This is a genomic window from Pseudomonas versuta (assembly GCF_001294575.1).
Lineage (GTDB): Bacteria > Pseudomonadota > Gammaproteobacteria > Pseudomonadales > Pseudomonadaceae > Aquipseudomonas > Aquipseudomonas versuta.
Window position 1 is genome coordinate 3,796,169 of record NZ_CP012676.1, and the last position, 16,587, is coordinate 3,812,755.

Genomic DNA, 16,587 nt, shown 5'->3' on the forward strand with positions numbered 1-16,587 from the left:
GCTGTTGACAGAGCAACAGCTGCGCAACAGTTATTGCTCCATTAACGACAAACTTGTCGTCTTTGATACTCCCCGCCGCCCCCTGTGAAGGACCTTAAAGCACCCGGCACAGCCCGCAGCTGTGGCCTCAGGCGCGCTAAACATGGGCAGGCACAGTTATTGCTCTGGTGCTTTTAACGGTTATTTTTAAATGGAGTCAGTCAATGGCCAAAGTCCAGACCGCAGGCGCAGTGTCAGAGGCCCTGTGGCATCAGGCACCGATCGGCGAGTTGGTCGATCTGGGGCGGGTTTATCGAGGGCCGCTGGCGCTGCTGCGGTTGCCCGCGCCCAAGCGCATCTTGGGTCGAGGCGAAGCCGTGCTGCTGGGGGTTTTTGCCCTGGCACTGCATGGCGCAGTGATTTACTGGATCAGCCAGTCACCGGCGCCCGTACTGCCGATCGTGCCACCGGAAGTCCCGCCGATGACCATCGAGTTTTCGCAGCCGGCACCGGTCATCGAAACCCCGCCTCCACCGCCAGAACCTATCCCGCAACCGGTGGCCGAACCGCCACCGCCCGTGGAGGACGAACTGGCGGTGAAGCCGCCGCCACCGCCCAAACCCAAACCGGTGGTCAAGCCGGTGCCCAAGCCCGTCGCCAAACCGGTCGAACAACCACCGGCACCGCCAGCACCGCCGGTTGCCGCGCCAGCGCCACCGGCACCACCCGCGCCCAGGCCCGTGACCCCGGCCTCGGCCAATGCCGGCTACCTGCATAACCCGGCACCGGAGTACCCGGGGCTGGCGATGCGTCGCGGCTGGGAAGGTACGGTGCTGCTACGGGTGCATGTGCTGGCGAGCGGTAAACCCGGCGAGATTCAAATCCAGAAAAGCAGCGGTCGCACCCAGCTTGATGACGCAGCCCTGGCAGCGGTCAAACGCTGGAGTTTTGTACCGGCCAAACAGGGCGACGTCGCCCAGGACGGCTGGGTCAGCGTACCCATCGACTTCAAAATCAAGTAATTCAACCCTATCGATAGACCGCGGGCCACCTGACAAAAGGCGCATCGCTACACACGAACCAATGCCTTGTTGGAGAGCCACACCATGAACCTGATCGCTTCCCCTTTCGAATCCATTGAACATGCGGTTATCTGGCTGCTGATTATTTTTTCGGTCGCTACCTGGGGCCTCGCACTGATCAAAGGGGTGCAGTTCACCCGGCTCAAGGCCCAGGACCGAAAATTCCACAAACGCTTCTGGGCCGCCTCAAGCCTGGACTCGGCCGCTGAACTGGCCCACACCCAGCCGGGCGCTGCAGCCCGCGTCGCGCAAGCTGGCTACAACGCCATTCAAGTCGCCGAAGGCGGCGCGCCCGCCACTGACCTGAGCCATGCGATCAACCATCAGGACCGCCTCGAACGGGCCTTGCGCCAGCAGATCGTGCGCGAACGCCGCTCGCTGGAAAGTGGCCTGGCCATTCTGGCCAGTATCGGCAGCACCTCGCCTTTTATCGGTTTGTTCGGCACCGTGTGGGGCATTATGTCGGCCTTGAAAGGCATCAGTGCTGCCGGCTCCGCCAGCCTTGAAACCGTGGCCGGCCCCATTGGCGCAGCGCTGGTCGCGACCGGTGTCGGGATCGCGGTCGCAGTACCTGCGGTGCTGGTCTACAACTACTTTTTGCGCCGCCTGAAACTCACTGTCGCTGACTTGGACGACTTCGCCCACGACTTCTACAGCCTCGCGCAGAAGAGCTCATTCCGCGTGCATTTGCATCCGGTGCTGAACAAATCTGCAGCATCTGCTCAAAAAGTGAAGGAGGCGTCCTGATATGGCGTTCTCAACCCAGGACAGCGATGAAGTACTCAGCGAGATCAACGTCACGCCACTGGTGGACGTGATGCTGGTGTTGCTGGTGGTGTTTATCGTCACCGCCCCGCTACTGACCAACTCCATCCCAATCAACCTGCCCAAGACCGAGGCTGTGGCCCCGGTCGAGCAGAAAGACCCGCTGGTGGTCAGCATCGACGACAAAGGCAAAGTGTTCATCAACAAGGACGAAGTACAGCCGCAAACGCTCGAATTCAACTTGCAGGCCGCCAAGGCCAAAGACCCCGATGTTCGCGTGCAATTGCAGGCGGACAACGGGGTGAACTATGGCGAAGTGGCACGGGCCATGGCCTCGATCGAACGTGCGGGGATTACCAAGCTGTCGGTGATTACAGCGAAATAGTCCGGCGCAGGCCATCGGCACCCGTAATGCGGGGTCAGATGGCCTGAACTCTTGAGCCAAAGCCTGAGTCACAACTAAGTGTGGCAGCCCTGCCGCCGTTGCGACTCGAGCATCATGAAAAAACCCGCGCCAACTTCGACTCCGCCCGTTGACGGTGATACTGCGCTGTTCAAGAAGCTCGGCCCGGGTCTCATCACCGGCGCGGCAGATGACGATCCCAGCGGCATCGCCACTTACTCGCAAGCCGGCGCCCAGTTTGGCTTGAACACACTGTGGACCTTACTGCTCACTTTCCCGCTGATGGTCGGTATTCAAGTCATCAGTGCCCAGATTGGTCGCGTCAGTGGCCATGGCCTGGCGACCAATCTGCGTACCCATTACTCCAGGCCCTTTCTTTACACCATCGTCTCGCTGTTGCTGATCGCCAATATTGCCAACATTGGTGCCGATATCGCCGCCATGGGCGAAGCGCTCAAGCTGCTGATCGGCGGCCCGCCCCATGGGTATGCGGTCGCCTTCGGAGTGATTTCCATCCTGCTGCAGGTCTTCATTCCCTATACCCGCTATGTGCGGGTGCTGAAGTGGCTGACCCTGGTGCTGCTGGCCTACGTCGGCCTCCTCTTCGCCGTGCAGATTCCATGGAGCCAGGTGCTGTTGCGAACCCTATGGCCGCAACTGTCTTTCAAACCCGAGTACGTCACCATGGTGGTGGCCATTTTCGGCACCACCATCAGCCCCTATCTGTTTTTCTGGCAGGCGTCGCAAGAAGTCGAAGAAATAAAAGATCATCCGGGCGCGCAATCCCTGATCGAGGCTCCGGAGCAGGCAAAGGTCAACTTCAAGCGAATCCGTGGCGACACTCTGGTCGGCATGGCGTTTTCCAACATCATTGCCTTTTTCATCATGCTGACCACCGCTCTGACCCTGCATAACCACGGCGTTACCGACATCCAGACCTCGGCCCAGGCGGCCAGCGCCTTGCGCCCGATTGCCGGCGAATTCGCTTTCTGGCTGTTCGCAGGCGGCATCATCGGCACGGGGATGCTGGCCATACCGGTACTGGCAGGCTCCTCGGCCTATGCCCTGGCGGGTGCTTTCCAGTGGAGCAACAGCCTGGCCGCCAAGCCCAGGGAGGCAAAAGCCTTTTACGCCGTGATTGCGGTCTCGACGCTGATAGGAATTGCGATCTGCTTTGCCCCCATCGATCCGATGAAGGCGCTGGTGTGGAGTGCGGTGGTCAATTGCGTGATCGCCGTACCCATCATGTTCTTGATGATGCGCATGGCCTCACGCAAAGACATCATGGGTAACTTCACCATTGGCCGTGGCTTGACCCTGCTTGGCTGGAGCTGTGCCGTGGCGATGGCACTTGCGGTCATCGCCATGTTCTGGGGCATGCTCCTGAATTGAGCGGGGGCTTCAGGTAATCGGCGCCGGGTTGAACAACGTGATGTCGTTGTGCAGTTTGTGGTGTTCGGCCCAGGTGTGTTTCTTGCCGCTGGCCACGTCCAGGTAGTAGTGGAACAGCTCCCAGCCCAGTTCTTCTATCGTTGCCCGTCCGGTGGCAATGCGTCCGGCGTCGATGTCGATCAGGTCCGGCCAGCGCTGCGCCAGCTCGGTCCGGGTAGAGACTTTAACCACCGGCGCCATGGCCAGGCCATAGGGTGTCCCGCGGCCTGTGGTGAACACGTGGAGGTTCATCCCCGCCGCCAGCTGCAAGGTGCCGCACACAAAATCGCTGGCCGGCGTTGCACAGAAAATCAGCCCTTTGCGCGTGAAGCGTTCGCCAGGGCCGAGCACACCATTGATCGCGCTGCTGCCGGACTTAACGATGGAGCCCAGGGATTTTTCAACGATGTTCGACAACCCGCCTTTCTTGTTGCCCGGTGTGGTGTTGGCGCTGCGATCCGCTTCGCCTTTGGCCAGGTAGCGGTCATACCAGTCCATTTCACGCACCAGCTCCTGGGCAACGCTGCGATTTTCGGCACGGGAGGTCAGCAGGTAAATGGCATCGCGCACTTCGGTGACTTCAGAAAACATGACTGTCGCCCCCGCCCTGAGCAGCAAGTCCGAGGCATAGCCCAGCGCCGGGTTGGCGGTGATCCCGGAAAACGCATCACTGCCGCCGCACTGCATGCCCAGAATCAGTTCGGAGGCCGGTACGGTTTCGCGGCGGCGCTGATCGAGTTTCTTCAGCCGGGTCTCTGCCAGCGCCATGATCTGCTCGACCATTTCGCTGAAGCCGTGACTGGAATCCTGCAAGCGGTACAGCCACGGTTCACTGAGGTCCACCGAGCTGTCGTCAGCGTGCATCACCTGGCCGGCCTGGAGTTTTTCACAGCCCAGGCTGATGACCAGCGCTTCGCCACCCAGATTCGGGTTGCGTGCCAGATTGCGCACCGTGCGGATCGGGATGTAGGCATCGGTGGCGCTGATGGCCACGCCGCAGCCATAGCTGTGGGTTAACGCGACCACATCATCGACATGGGGGTATAGGGGCAACAGTTCGTCACGGATACGCTTGACCGCATGGTTCAGCACCCCGGTCACGCACTGCACGGTGGTGGTGATTCCCAGAATGTTGCGCGTGCCCACGGTGCCGTCAGCATTGCGATAGCCCTCGAAGGTGAAGCCTTCAAGGGGCGCCTGCGCGACCGGCACCTCAGTGGCCAGCGGCAGGCTGTCCAGCGGCGGCGCGGTGGGCATGCGCAACTGGTCTTCATTGACCCAGCTGCCCCGGGGGATGGCTTGCAACGCGTAGCCGATGGTCTGACCGTAACGGATGACCTCGCCGCCCCGGGCAATGTCTACCAGCGTGACCTTGTGGCTTTGCGGCACAAAATCCAGGGTGACCAGGCCCTCAGCCAGCTCGGTTCCGGCCGGCACGCCCTGGTCGTTAACCACCACCGCGACGTTGTCCAGAGCATGCAGCCGGATAGTGCGCGGCGAGTCGGAGTGTTCAATCAAAGTCATGGCGCCGCCCTTCAAGGATGTGCTGAAACAAGTTTGGTCAGTTGCGGCCCGCTTACCGGTGGATCTTTGAGTACCACCCGTTTGATCGGGCCAACGATGACCAGATAGCTGAACACCGCCACCAGTGCATTGCAGCCGACAAACACCAGTGCCCATTTGAACGAGCCGGTGGTGCTGATGATGTAACCGATAACGATCGGAGTGGTGATGGACGCGATGTTGCCGAACATGTTGAACAGACCGCCACTCAGACCGGCGATTTGTTTCGGCGAGGTGTCAGACACCACTGCCCACCCCAGTGCGCCCACGCCTTTGCCGAAGAAGGCCAGTGCCATGAAGCCCACGACCATCCATTCAATATCCACGTAGTTGCACGCCACGATACTGGTCGACAGCAACAGGCCGCCAATGATCGGAGCCTTGCGGGCAAACGTCAGAGAATGGCCTTTGCGCAGCAGGTAATCGGAAATCACACCGCCCAGCACACCGCCGATAAAGCCGCAGATGGCCGGAAGCGAGGCAATGAAACCGGCTTTGAGAATGGTCATGCCGCGCTCCTGGACCAGGTACACCGGGAACCAGGTCAGGAAGAAATAGGTAATGCCGTTGATGCAATACTGGCCCAGGTACACGCCGAGCATCATGCGATTGGTCAGCAACTGGCGGATGTAATCCCACTTCGGGCCGTCGACCTTTTTACCCGTGCCCTTGTCCTGATCCATGTCGACCAGGCCGCCGTTGTCGGCGATGTGCCTGAACTCGGCCTCGTTGATCATTGGATGCTGGCGCGGGCTGTGGATAACTTTGAGCCAGATCAGCGAGAACACAATGCCGATGCCGCCCATCACGATAAACACGTGCTGCCAGCCGAAGGTGTAAACGATCCAGCCCATCAGCGGGGCAAAGATCACCGTGGCGAAATACTGCGCCGAATTGAAGATGGCTGACGCGGTGCCGCGTTCGGCGGTGGGAAACCAGGCGGCAACAATACGGGCATTACCGGGAAACGAGGGCGCTTCCGCCAGGCCCACCAGAAAACGCAACATAAACAGCGCCACCACAGCGGTGGAGATGCCGAATTCACCGACATAGCCTTGCAGCACGGTGAACAGCGACCAGGTGAAGATGCTCAGGGCATAGACTTTTTTCGAACCGAAACGGTCGAGCAGCCAGCCGCCGGGGATTTGTCCGGCCACGTAGGCCCAGCCAAATGCAGAAAAAATAAAACCCAGAGTAACGGCGTCGATACCGAGGTCTTTTTGCAGGCTGGAGCCTGCGATAGCGATGGTAGCGCGGTCGGCATAATTGATCGTGGTCACCAGAAACAGCATGAGCAAAATCAAATAACGGACATGCGTCGGCTTGGTCGCTGGCATGTAGATGTACTCCCACTGATTATTTTTATGCGCGGGTAACTATTTTTTATCCTGTCGGCGCGAGCTTTTAAACCCAAACAGCTCGCGAGCAAGCTCGCTCCTACAGGGTGGATCGGTGTGTCTACAACGCAAAAGGCCGCTGATTTCTCAGCGGCCTTGGTCATTCGTTACTGCGGACCTTGCTTGTCGATCAAGGCCGCCAGGGCTTCGTATTCTTCCGGCAACAGATCGGTCAGTGGCGTACGCACCGGACCTGCGGTGTAACCGGAAATAGTGGCGCCTGCCTTGACGATGCTTACGGCATAACCGGCCTTGCGGTTGCGGATGTCCAGGTACGGCAAGAAGAAGTCATCAATGATCTTGCCCACGGTCGCGTGATCTTCACGGGCAATGGCGTGGTAGAAGTCCATCGCAGTCTTGGGGATGAAGTTGAACACTGCCGAGGAGTAAACCGGTACGCCCAGCGCCTTGTAGGCAGCGGCATAGACTTCTGCGGTTGGCAGACCGCCGAGGTAGCTGAAACGGTCGCCCAGACGGCGGCGGATCGAAACCATCAACTCGATATCACCCAGGCCGTCCTTGTAACCGATCAGGTTCGGGCAGCGCTCGGCCAGTCGTTCCAGCAGCGGCGCGGTCAGGCGGCAAACGTTACGGTTGTAAACGATCACTCCGATCTTGACCGACTTGCACACCGCTTCAACGTGGGCGGCAACCCCGTCCTGACTGGCTTCAGTCAGGTAATGCGGCAGCAACAGCAAACCTTTGGCACCCAGACGTTCAGCTTCTTGCGCGTATTCGATGGCCTGGCGGGTCGAGCCACCGACACCGGCCAGGATCGGCACACTGTTGGCACAGGTATCGACAGCGGTTTTGATCACTTGGGAATATTCGCTGGCCGCCAGGGAGAAGAACTCACCGGTGCCGCCTGCAGCGAACAAGGCAGAAGCGCCATACGGGGCCAGCCATTCCAGACGCTTGATGTAGCCCTCACGGTGGAAATCACCCTGAGCATTGAAATCGGTAATCGGAAAAGACAGCAGGCCGGAAGAGAGGATGGACTTCAGTTCTTGTGGATTCATTATTCGAACACCCTGGGAGCTAATGTGATGAAAAAACGGCAGTGCCTTCGCCGTGTCGTACGTCATCGTACAACTATAAATATAATCGTCAATCCCAATTCTTCAATTTGCCTGCACGGGGGCTCAATTGCCGAGACATCAACCTGTGCAAAGCCCTGCTATAGAGGGGTTCAAGAAGGGTTGCTGGTGGATGAAATTTAATTTAACGACAAACACAGCCCGTAGTCGCTGACGAGGCACGAGGCTGCGAGCTCTTTGGAACGCCTGCCCTGCCCTGTATCCAATGGCACACCCCGGAGGCTGAATGACGACTGCTTTGCAGTCGATCGCAGCCTCGTGCCTCGTCAGCGACTACTGGGATCGCGGGCTCAACGCTTCGATCAGCCGTGCGCTTCGGCTTCTTCGTGGGCGTGGCGCAGGCGTTCGCGACTGTTGGTCAGGTGCAGGCGCATGGCGGCCCGGGCAGCGTCCGAATCCTGGCGGGCAATGGCGGTGTAGATTTCTTCGTGCTCACGGCTCAGGCGATTCATGTACTGGCGCTGGTCATCATGGGCCAGGCTGGCGGAGTTGAGACGGGTGCGCGGGATGATGCTGGTGCCCAGGTGCGTCATGATGTCGGTGAAGTAGCGGTTGCCCGTCGACAGTGCAATCTGCAAATGAAACTGGAAATCCGAGGCCACCGCATCGCCGTCACGGGCGGTATTTTCGTTCAGGGCATCCAGTGCCGCACGCATCGCGGCCAATTGCTCGTCGTTGCGGCGCTGAGCGGCCAGCCCCGCTGACTCGACTTCCAGGCTGATACGCAGTTCAAGAATCGCCAGCACGTCACGCAGAGTGACCACAGTGGCCGGATCTATACGAAAACCGCTCGGGCTTGGCGTATCCAGCACAAAGGTGCCGATGCCATGCCGGGTCTCGACCTGACCTGCAGCCTGCAACCGGGAAATTGCTTCACGCACTACTGTGCGGCTCACACCATGGGCTTGCATGATCGCGGATTCGGTGGGCAGCTTGTCGCCTCGTTTGAGCAGGCCGTCACGAATCTGCTCGGACAGCACCGTCACCAACTCCTGCGCGAGGCTGCGGCGTTTTCGAGGAAGGCGGGGGACGTCGTTTGGGTTTTCCATGGTGAAAATCTTTCTCGGATTCAAGGGCATCGGGGCAAAACATCCACGCATCATAGCTCAAGCGGGTTGTACGATCACACGCTGACCGTGCCGATGCCCTGGCAGCCCCGGTTTAGAACGTTTTACTGGCGCTGGCCAGCAGGGTTGCGCCGCACACATCGTCATAACCGGTGTAGCTCTGGCACTCGGTTTTCGACAGGCTGGTGTCGATGTAGCTCAGTCCCCAGCTGACGCCGACAAAGTCGCGAGTGAGTTTGATTTCCCAATCGGTGTAGTCCGCCCGCCCCTTTCCACTGTCGCTGAAAAAAACATCATCCTTGTAGTCCACATATTCATAACGCACCTGCAAACCGAACTCTGCGGGTAGCAAGGTGTGATAACCGATGAAGAACGTCGACAAGTCCTCGTCTTTTTTACCTTTATGGAATTCGCCGTTCTCGTCCTCGTAGCCAGGGCCTTGCATGTTGGTGACGTATTTGCCCCCCAGCAATACACCGTACACATCCAGCACGGTCTGCACGTCGCTCTGGTTGTAGCCGCTTTCACGCGCAAATTCGTAACGGGTGTAGAAAGTATCCAGGCTGATGCTGTCGCTGATTTGCCAGGCGTAGCCCCCGTAGTACTCGATTTCCTGACGCGCTTTTGAGCCATGGCCGAAATTGACATTGGAGGTCCAGATACCGGCGTACAAACCACTGGCGTGGCTGAGTGTGATGGCCAGTTGCGCGGCGGGATCGCCCTTGGTTTGTGAGAGCCCGTTGGCACGGTAATCACTGACCAGCGTGGGGGTGATCACCAGGGAAAACTGATCGTTCAGTTCTACCGCCTGTGCGCTGAGCACAGGCGACAGGGCCAGACCGGCAAGTATGAAGACAGACACTGCGTTCATGGGTTTTCTCTTGTTTTTATAGGGTTGCATGGAAATTCGCGCACGGCTGCGCCTGACGCCACTGGGTCGTGGCGCCAGAGACCGGGTTTTTCAATCAGGCTTCGGGGGCGTTTACCTGCTTACCGCCGAAGTATGTTTTCAGCACTTTGGTATCGAACAATTCGTGGTCGCCGACGTTGAATACGTCACGATCGAGAATGATCAGGTCAGCCTGCTTGCCGGGCACCAACGAACCGATCTGCTCATCCAGCCCCAGGGTTTTGGCAGCGTTGGAGGTATAGGCATAAAACATGGTCTGACGATCGACTCTTTCTTTGGCATTGAGCACACCCATGGGCCCGTCGCGAGTAACGGCCTGGCCAATGGCGTTCCACGGGTTCGGGCTCGATACCGGCCAGTCACTGGCACCGGCAATCATCGCACCCGCGTCCTGCAGGGATTTGGCCGGGTACTGATAGCCATAAGCGAAGGCGCTGATATAGGGCTTGACCAAGTCAATGGTGTAGCTCTCTTCTATGGCCCACAGCAGTTGCATCGAGGCGATCACCCCGAGCTGGGCAAAGCGTGGAAACTCTTTAGGACTGACCAGCTGCAGGTGGCTGATGCTGTGGGCGACCGGAGCCGGATTGAGCTTGCGCGCATACTCAAAGCCGTTGAGTGACTCACGTACCGCGCGGTCACCGACTGCGTGCATATGGACGATCCAGCCACGCTTTTCAGCCGCGACCACAAGTTCACCGAAGTGCGCCGGATCGATCAGCAACTCACCCTTTTTGTTGCTGTTTTTGTACGGCACGATGACGGCTGCGGTTTGCCCCGGGTACTCCAGAATGCCATCGGCAAACACCTTGATACCGGGGAATGTCAGGTTGGGTACACCTTCGAACTGCTTCATGACCCGGGCCAGCACTTCAAGATCGGCAGGCTTGCTTTTGGAGTTGGTGAGCATCAGTGCCGCGACGTGCGCAGTCAGTTCGCCATTTTCTGCAAGCTGTCGATAAAGCGGCAGTACCCCCAGGCTTTGCTCGGTAGCGGTGAAGTCAAACAACGAGTCGCCCGCTCCAGCGTTCGAGGCAGCGTCCATCCAGGCGGTCACGCCGTATTGATTGTTGACCCTCACCGCCTCGCGGGCGGCCTTGAGCATCACTTCGGGGCTAGCCGGGGGAATCTGGCCCCGCACCTGGTCCCAGCGCGACTCGGCAAAAAAACCGGTTGGAGTGAAGTCTGCTTCATGACCCACATAGCCCTGCTCGTTGGCTGGCAGACTTTTGACCAGTGCGGCATCAATTTTTGCGCGCTTGAGCATCGCGTTATTGGCCCAGCCGGTATGCCCGTCGATACCGCTCAAGACCAGCGGCTGGTCGGCCCAACGGCCGTGATTGAAAATCTTCCCCAGCTCACGGGCCTGTTCCCAGTAAGCCGAACTGACCCCGGCAATATTGATCACATCCCCCGACCGCGCCGTCCCCGCCTTGTCTTGCTCGATAATCCATTGCTCAAGTTCGGGCAGCGGTTTTTCTTCGTCGAGCAGATTCGCCCCAAGACTGTCCAGACCCGCGATAACGGGGTGGCTGTGGGTATCAATCATCCCCGGCATCAGCACCTTGCCAGCCAGATCGACACGCTGGGTCCCGCTGTCGGCCAATGCCTGGATTTCGGAATCGCTGCCCACCTTGATGATCTTGCCGTTTTCCACCGCCACAGCGTTGGCCAGTGGCTGGCCCGGCACGCCGGTAAACACCTTGCCATTGGTGAACACCAGGTCGGCTGCGGCCAGGGCCTGCAACGACGGGAGCGCAAACAGCGCAGCCAGCACACAGGGAGTGAATCGCTTCATTGGGACGTCCTTTTTGGATTTTTTGTTGTTGTCAGACACACCTTGTGGGAGCTGGCAGCCAGGTCCCACAGGTTGATTAATGCTCGCTTCAATGCCCGGCAATTTCCTTGAGCCGGTACCAGAGCATGCCCAGCGCCAGCAAGGGCGAACGCAGGTGCTTACCGCCCGGGAACGTCATGTGCGGCACTCGCCCGAACAGTTCAAAACCTGTGCTCTGCTCAAGGCTGATGGCCTGCGCCACCAGACGCGCCGCCATATGCGTGGTGTTGATCCCGTGCCCGGCATACGCCTGGGCATAAAACACGTTGGGATGGGCCTGCAAGCGGCCGATCTGCGGCAGCCGGTTGGCACCGATGCCGATCATGCCGCTCCACTGAAAATCGATCCGCTTGCCTGCCAGTTGCGCGAAGACGTCCAGCATTTTCGGGCGCATGTAACCGGCGATGTCCTGCAAGGTGCGCCCCGAGTAATGGCACGCGCCCCCGAACAACAGCCGTCGGTCAGCCGACAACCGATAGTAATCAAGCCCTACCCGCTGATCGCACAAAGCGCGATTGTCGGGAATCAGCGTCCGGGCCAGTTCCTCGCTCAAGGGTTCGGTGGCGATGACATAGCTGGCGGCGGCCAGCACCTTGCCACTGAGCGCCGGTTCCAGATCGCCCAGATGGGCATTGCCGGCGAGTACCAGGGTGTTGGCCTTGACCGTGCCGCTGGCGGTATGGACCCGAATCTGCGGGCCATATCCGATCCGGGTGGCCGCACTGTTCTCGTACAACCGGACTCCCAACTGCTGAGCCACCCGGGCTTCACCCAATGCCAGATTGAGCGGATGCAAGTGCCCCGAGCCTTGATCCGTCAGCCCGCCCAGGTAGCGATCAGAACCCACCACCCGGTGCATGTCGGCACGCCCGATCAACTCGACCTTGTGCCGGTACCCCAGCCTGTGCAGCGACTCCTGCTCGGCCATCAGGTTTTCAACATGGCGCGCGGTGTTGGCCAGCTCGCAGAAGCCCCAGCGCAAGTCACAGTCGATCCCATGTTTTTCGATGCGCTGACGCACCAGGTCCACCGCGTCGAGCCCCAGTTGTTCCAGCACTCTGACACCTTCGCGGCCGATGGTTTTTTCGTGCGCATCAAGATCGTGACCAACCCCGCGAATCAACTGCCCGCCGTTGCGGCCGCTGGCGCCCCAGGCAATTTGCTGCGCCTCGAGCACGATCACCGAATGGCCGCGCTCAGCCAGTTCAATCGCGGTATTCAACCCGGTGAAACCCGCGCCGATGATGCACACGTCCGCCTCGGCCTGCCCCTCAAGTACCGGGCAAGTGAGCTGCTGGTTGCGGGTGGCGCTGTAATAGGTTTGCGGTAAAGACAGCATGGACGTCATAAAAGAATTGCCTGTTCAGTGACCGGGCACACGTTGGTGCCCGGCACAGGATTAACGACCGGACTTGAACTTGTTCCACGAGCGCGTCGTCCAGCGCATAAGTTCAGGTGGCAGCTCGGATGACACATAGAGCTTGGCCTGCACTGACTCGGGCGGATAGATCGACGGGTTGTGGGTGATTTCATCACCCATCAGGGCCGTGGCCCGGGTGTTGGCATTGGCATACCCCACGTACTCGCTGACTTTGGCAATCACCTCGGGTTGCAGCAGGTAATTGATAAACGCATGGGCCTGTTTGGGGTTCTTGGCATCGGCCGGAATGGTCAGCATGTCGAACCACAGGTTGCCGCCTTCTTTAGGCACCACGTAGGCAACGTTCACCCCGTTGCCCGCCTCTTGCGCACGATGGATGGCCTGATACACGTCGCCGGAATAGCCAAAGGCAATACAGATGTCACCGTTGGCCAGGTCGGTCACATACTTGGAGGAATGGAAGTAGCTGATGTAAGGCCGCAGAGGCTCCAGTTTTTTCTCGGCGACCTTGTAGTCCTTGAGTTCCAGGCTTCGGGGGTTGAGCCCCAGATAGTTGAGCATCGCTGGCATTACTTCGTCGGCCGAGTCCATAAAAGCGACGCCACAGCTTTTGAGCTTCTTGAGGTTTTCAGGCTCGAACAACACGCTCCAGGAATCTATTTTGTCGATGCCCAGAACCTGCTTGACCTTGTCGACGTTGTAGCCAATGCCATTGGTGCCCCACAGGTAAGGTACTGCGTACTCATTGCCCGGGTCGTTGGCTTGCAGCCGTGCCAACAGGGCCGGGTCAAGATTCTTCCAGTTGGGAATCTGTGACTTGTCGAGTTTCTGGAATACCCCGGCCTTGATCTGACGTCCCAGAAAGTGGTTGCTCGGCACGACCACGTCATAACCGGTGCGCCCGGCCAGCAACTTGCCTTCCAGGGTTTCGTTGGAATCAAACACGTCATAAACCGGCTTGATCCCGGTCTGTTGTTCAAAATTAACCAGGGTGTCTTCGGCGATATAGTCCGTCCAGTTATAGATATTAACCACGTCTTGCGCCGACGCCTGGCCGGCAAGGCCGCAGAGTGCCGCGAACGTCAGTTTCAGGGCGATACGTTTCATCCACATGTCCTTTCTGTGAGTCCATTTTGCAATGCATTGGCGCAGGTACCGCCTACACGCTAAACAGCAGGAACTCGCGTTCCCAAGAGCTGATGACCTGCTTGTAGTTCTCGTGCTCGACGCGCTTGACCGCCACAAAGCCCTTGGTGAAACGCTCACCCAGATATTTTTTGGCCATGCCCGACTGCTCCATGCATTCCAGCGCAGCCTCCAGAGTCAGCGGCAGGCGCAGGTTGCGCCGTTCATAGCCGCGGCCGACTACAGGCGCGCTCGGTTCGATACCCTCGACCATGCCCGCGTAGCCGCAGAGCAAACTGGCGGCCAGGGCCAGGTAGGGATTGGCATCGGCGCCGGCCAAGCGGTTCTCTACCCGGCGGTTCTGCGGGTCGGAGTCCGGCACGCGCAGGCCGACGGTGCGGTTTTCTTCGCCCCACTCCACGTTCACCGGGGCCGAGGTATCGGGCAGGAATCGACGAAACGAATTCACGTTGGGGGCGAACAGCGGCAGGGTTTCGGGGATGTATTTTTGCAGGCCTCCAATGTGGTGCATGAACAGCTCGCTCATGCTGCCATCGGGATTGGAGAACACCGAGACTCCGGTCTCCAGATCAACCACGCTCTGGTGGACGTGCATGGCGCTGCCCGGCTCGCCGGTCATCGGCTTGGCCATGAACGTGGCGCTGACGTCATGCTTGAGCGCTGCTTCGCGCATGGTTCTTTTGAAGATAATGATCTGGTCGGCCAGGGACAGGGCGGCACCATGACGGAAGTTGATTTCCATCTGGGCTGTGCCTTCTTCGTGAATCAGCGTGTCCAGATCCAGCCCCTGGGCCTCGCTCCAGTCATACATGTCTTCAAACAGCGGATCGAATTCGTTGGTGGCCTCGATCGAATAAGACTGGCGCCCGGTCTCCTGGCGGCCCGAACGGCCGACCGGGGGTTTCAACGGATAGTCCGGATCAGGGCTGCGCTGGGTCAGGTAGAACTCCATTTCCGGCGCCACGATCGGTTTCCAGCCGCGTGCGGTATAGAGGCTCAGAACCTTTTTCAGCAGGTTGCGCGGCGACAGCTCTATCGCGTTGCCCTGTTTGTCATAGGTGTCGTGAATCACCTGGGCAGTGGGCTCGGTGGCCCAGGGCACGATAAACACTGCGTCCTGGTCCGGGCGGCAATGCATGTCGATATCGGCCGCGTCCAGCAGCTCGTAGTAAATATCGTCTTCGACGTAGTCTCCGGTAACGGTCTGCAACAGGACGCTCTCCGGCAGGCGCATGCCTTGCTCGTTGAGGAACTTGTTGGTCGGCGATATTTTGCCCCGGGCAATGCCACTTAAATCAGAGATGAGGCACTCAACTTCGGTGATTTTGTTTTCTTTTAGCCAATGGCTGAGTCGATCCAGATTGCCTTTCATAACGCCTCTTACAGAAATTTGACTGAGCGCCACATGACGACTCAGTTCCATGCTGCAAGGCGATAGTGCAATCGTGAGACGGGGGGCTTCTATCCGATTTGCGCTTTTATTCACGCCCCATTTTGGGGCGCCAATAACATTCAGGCGGACTTAGCGGGGGCGCAGCAAAGTCTGGCTGGGCAATTCGCCAAACAGACTGCGATAGGACTGGGAGAAGCGCCCCAGGTGCCAGAATGACCAGCGCATGGCGATTTCAGCCACCCGGGTGTCGCCCGGGGTGCAACGCAACAAATCCCGGCGCGCGAAATTCAGCCGTCGCAAGCGTTGCCACTGGCTGGGCGAAACCCCGGCAAAAGAAGTGAAGCTGTGCTGCAACTGGCGTACCGAAACGCCGACAGCCTTGGCCAGATGCAGCACATCCAGGTGTTCCTGGGGGCAGGCCATGACCAGATCAAAAACCCGCTGAATCAGCCGCCGGTCATGGGCAAGGTGGCGCTGGCGGGTGCGGTCCGGTGCCTGGCTGGGGCAGTCGAGGATATACAGGCAATCGTCGACCAGCTGCTGCGCCAGCCCTTCCTCCACTTGGGGCGGGTGCCGGGATGCCAGTTGCTGCAATGTACGGCTCAACCAACGGCCAAAGACCTGGCTTTGCTGGGACACCAACTGCGTCAGAAACAGGCCGTCCATGTTGTTCAGGTTATCGAGCCGGTTTAAATACCGGGGGCCGATCACGACCCCGACTTCCTGATAGTTCTCGGGGGTGATCCAGGTGTTTTGTGTGTCTTCGTTAAGCAGATACAGCGAGCCGTTACGCGTATCGAAACTAAACACCAGGGAGTCTGCAGGCGCGTGAAAATGCTGTTCGATGCGCGTGTTCATGCGCTCTTCATAGGCTTCAATGCCATTGAGTTCCATGTGCACCACTGCACCATGGAAACAGCCTGCAGACATCTGCTGGTAATGCTCCTGCCAGCCCGCAATGACCAATTGCTGATCCACATCCGCCGTGTCGTGGGATTGAATCTGCATACGGCTTTCCTTCCTTGTGCCCGGGTACACGCCATCGGGACACTGCCAGTAATAATTATTATTGGCGCACCTTAGCCTAATGCCCATCAGTAAAGAAACACCCAAAGAGGTCATGTGGGGATCTGACT

14 protein-coding genes are annotated in these 16,587 nt (G+C 59.0%); 4 read left to right on the plus strand and 10 right to left on the minus strand.

Annotated features, from left to right (window positions below; all coding sequences use genetic code 11):
• Positions 1-203: 203 nt before the first annotated feature.
• The 4 genes from AOC04_RS17070 (at position 204) to AOC04_RS17085 (ending at position 3,621) form a co-directional block, all read left to right on the plus strand.
• Entirely contained in the window at positions 204-1,001 is a 798-nt protein-coding gene (locus AOC04_RS17070) for an energy transducer TonB (protein WP_060695408.1), read from the plus strand.
• Between the two features lie 84 nt (positions 1,002-1,085).
• Positions 1,086-1,808, plus strand: a complete 723-nt coding sequence (locus tag AOC04_RS17075; RefSeq protein ID WP_060695410.1) for a MotA/TolQ/ExbB proton channel family protein — start codon at positions 1,086-1,088, stop codon at positions 1,806-1,808.
• A gap of 1 nt (position 1,809) precedes the next feature.
• Positions 1,810-2,211 (plus strand): ExbD/TolR family protein, encoded by a 402-nt coding sequence (locus AOC04_RS17080; RefSeq protein WP_060695411.1) that lies wholly within the window; start codon positions 1,810-1,812, stop codon positions 2,209-2,211.
• A 114-nt stretch (positions 2,212-2,325) separates the two neighbouring features.
• Positions 2,326-3,621 (plus strand): NRAMP family divalent metal transporter, encoded by a 1,296-nt coding sequence (locus AOC04_RS17085; RefSeq protein WP_060695413.1) that lies wholly within the window; start codon positions 2,326-2,328, stop codon positions 3,619-3,621.
• A gap of 9 nt (positions 3,622-3,630) precedes the next feature.
• Here AOC04_RS17085 and garD read toward each other — a convergent pair whose 3' ends face one another.
• From garD to AOC04_RS17135, 10 genes are all read right to left on the minus strand, one after another.
• Positions 3,631-5,184, minus strand: coding sequence for a galactarate dehydratase (gene garD / locus AOC04_RS17090; protein ID WP_060695415.1), 1,554 nt, complete (start codon positions 5,182-5,184; stop codon positions 3,631-3,633).
• A gap of 11 nt (positions 5,185-5,195) precedes the next feature.
• Positions 5,196-6,560 carry an MFS transporter gene (locus AOC04_RS17095; RefSeq protein ID WP_060695417.1) on the minus strand — a complete coding sequence of 455 codons (1,365 nt, stop codon included), beginning with the start codon at positions 6,558-6,560 and terminating at the stop codon, positions 5,196-5,198.
• Between the two features lie 167 nt (positions 6,561-6,727).
• A complete protein-coding gene (kdgD, locus tag AOC04_RS17100) occupies positions 6,728-7,639 on the minus strand; it encodes a 5-dehydro-4-deoxyglucarate dehydratase (protein WP_060695419.1) in 912 nt (303 codons plus the stop codon).
• Between the two features lie 380 nt (positions 7,640-8,019).
• Positions 8,020-8,766: a FadR/GntR family transcriptional regulator gene (locus tag AOC04_RS17105; protein ID WP_060695422.1), complete on the minus strand. Its 747-nt coding sequence runs from the start codon at positions 8,764-8,766 to the stop codon at positions 8,020-8,022.
• Between the two features lie 112 nt (positions 8,767-8,878).
• Positions 8,879-9,655 (minus strand): TorF family putative porin, encoded by a 777-nt coding sequence (locus tag AOC04_RS17110; RefSeq protein ID WP_060695425.1) that lies wholly within the window; start codon positions 9,653-9,655, stop codon positions 8,879-8,881.
• A gap of 94 nt (positions 9,656-9,749) precedes the next feature.
• The gene (locus AOC04_RS17115) at positions 9,750-11,492 is read right to left on the minus strand and encodes an amidohydrolase (RefSeq protein WP_060695428.1); all 1,743 of its coding nucleotides are present in this window, start codon (positions 11,490-11,492) and stop codon (positions 9,750-9,752) included.
• An 88-nt stretch (positions 11,493-11,580) separates the two neighbouring features.
• Positions 11,581-12,879 (minus strand): NAD(P)/FAD-dependent oxidoreductase, encoded by a 1,299-nt coding sequence (locus tag AOC04_RS17120; protein ID WP_060695430.1) that lies wholly within the window; start codon positions 12,877-12,879, stop codon positions 11,581-11,583.
• Between the two features lie 51 nt (positions 12,880-12,930).
• Positions 12,931-14,019 (minus strand): polyamine ABC transporter substrate-binding protein, encoded by a 1,089-nt coding sequence (locus tag AOC04_RS17125; RefSeq protein WP_060695433.1) that lies wholly within the window; start codon positions 14,017-14,019, stop codon positions 12,931-12,933.
• A 52-nt stretch (positions 14,020-14,071) separates the two neighbouring features.
• Positions 14,072-15,430: a glutamine synthetase family protein gene (locus AOC04_RS17130; RefSeq protein ID WP_060695435.1), complete on the minus strand. Its 1,359-nt coding sequence runs from the start codon at positions 15,428-15,430 to the stop codon at positions 14,072-14,074.
• A 150-nt stretch (positions 15,431-15,580) separates the two neighbouring features.
• Complete coding sequence (locus tag AOC04_RS17135) at positions 15,581-16,459, minus strand: helix-turn-helix domain-containing protein (RefSeq protein ID WP_060695437.1); 879 nt, start codon at positions 16,457-16,459, stop codon at positions 15,581-15,583.
• Between the last annotated feature and the right edge of the window lie 128 nt (positions 16,460-16,587).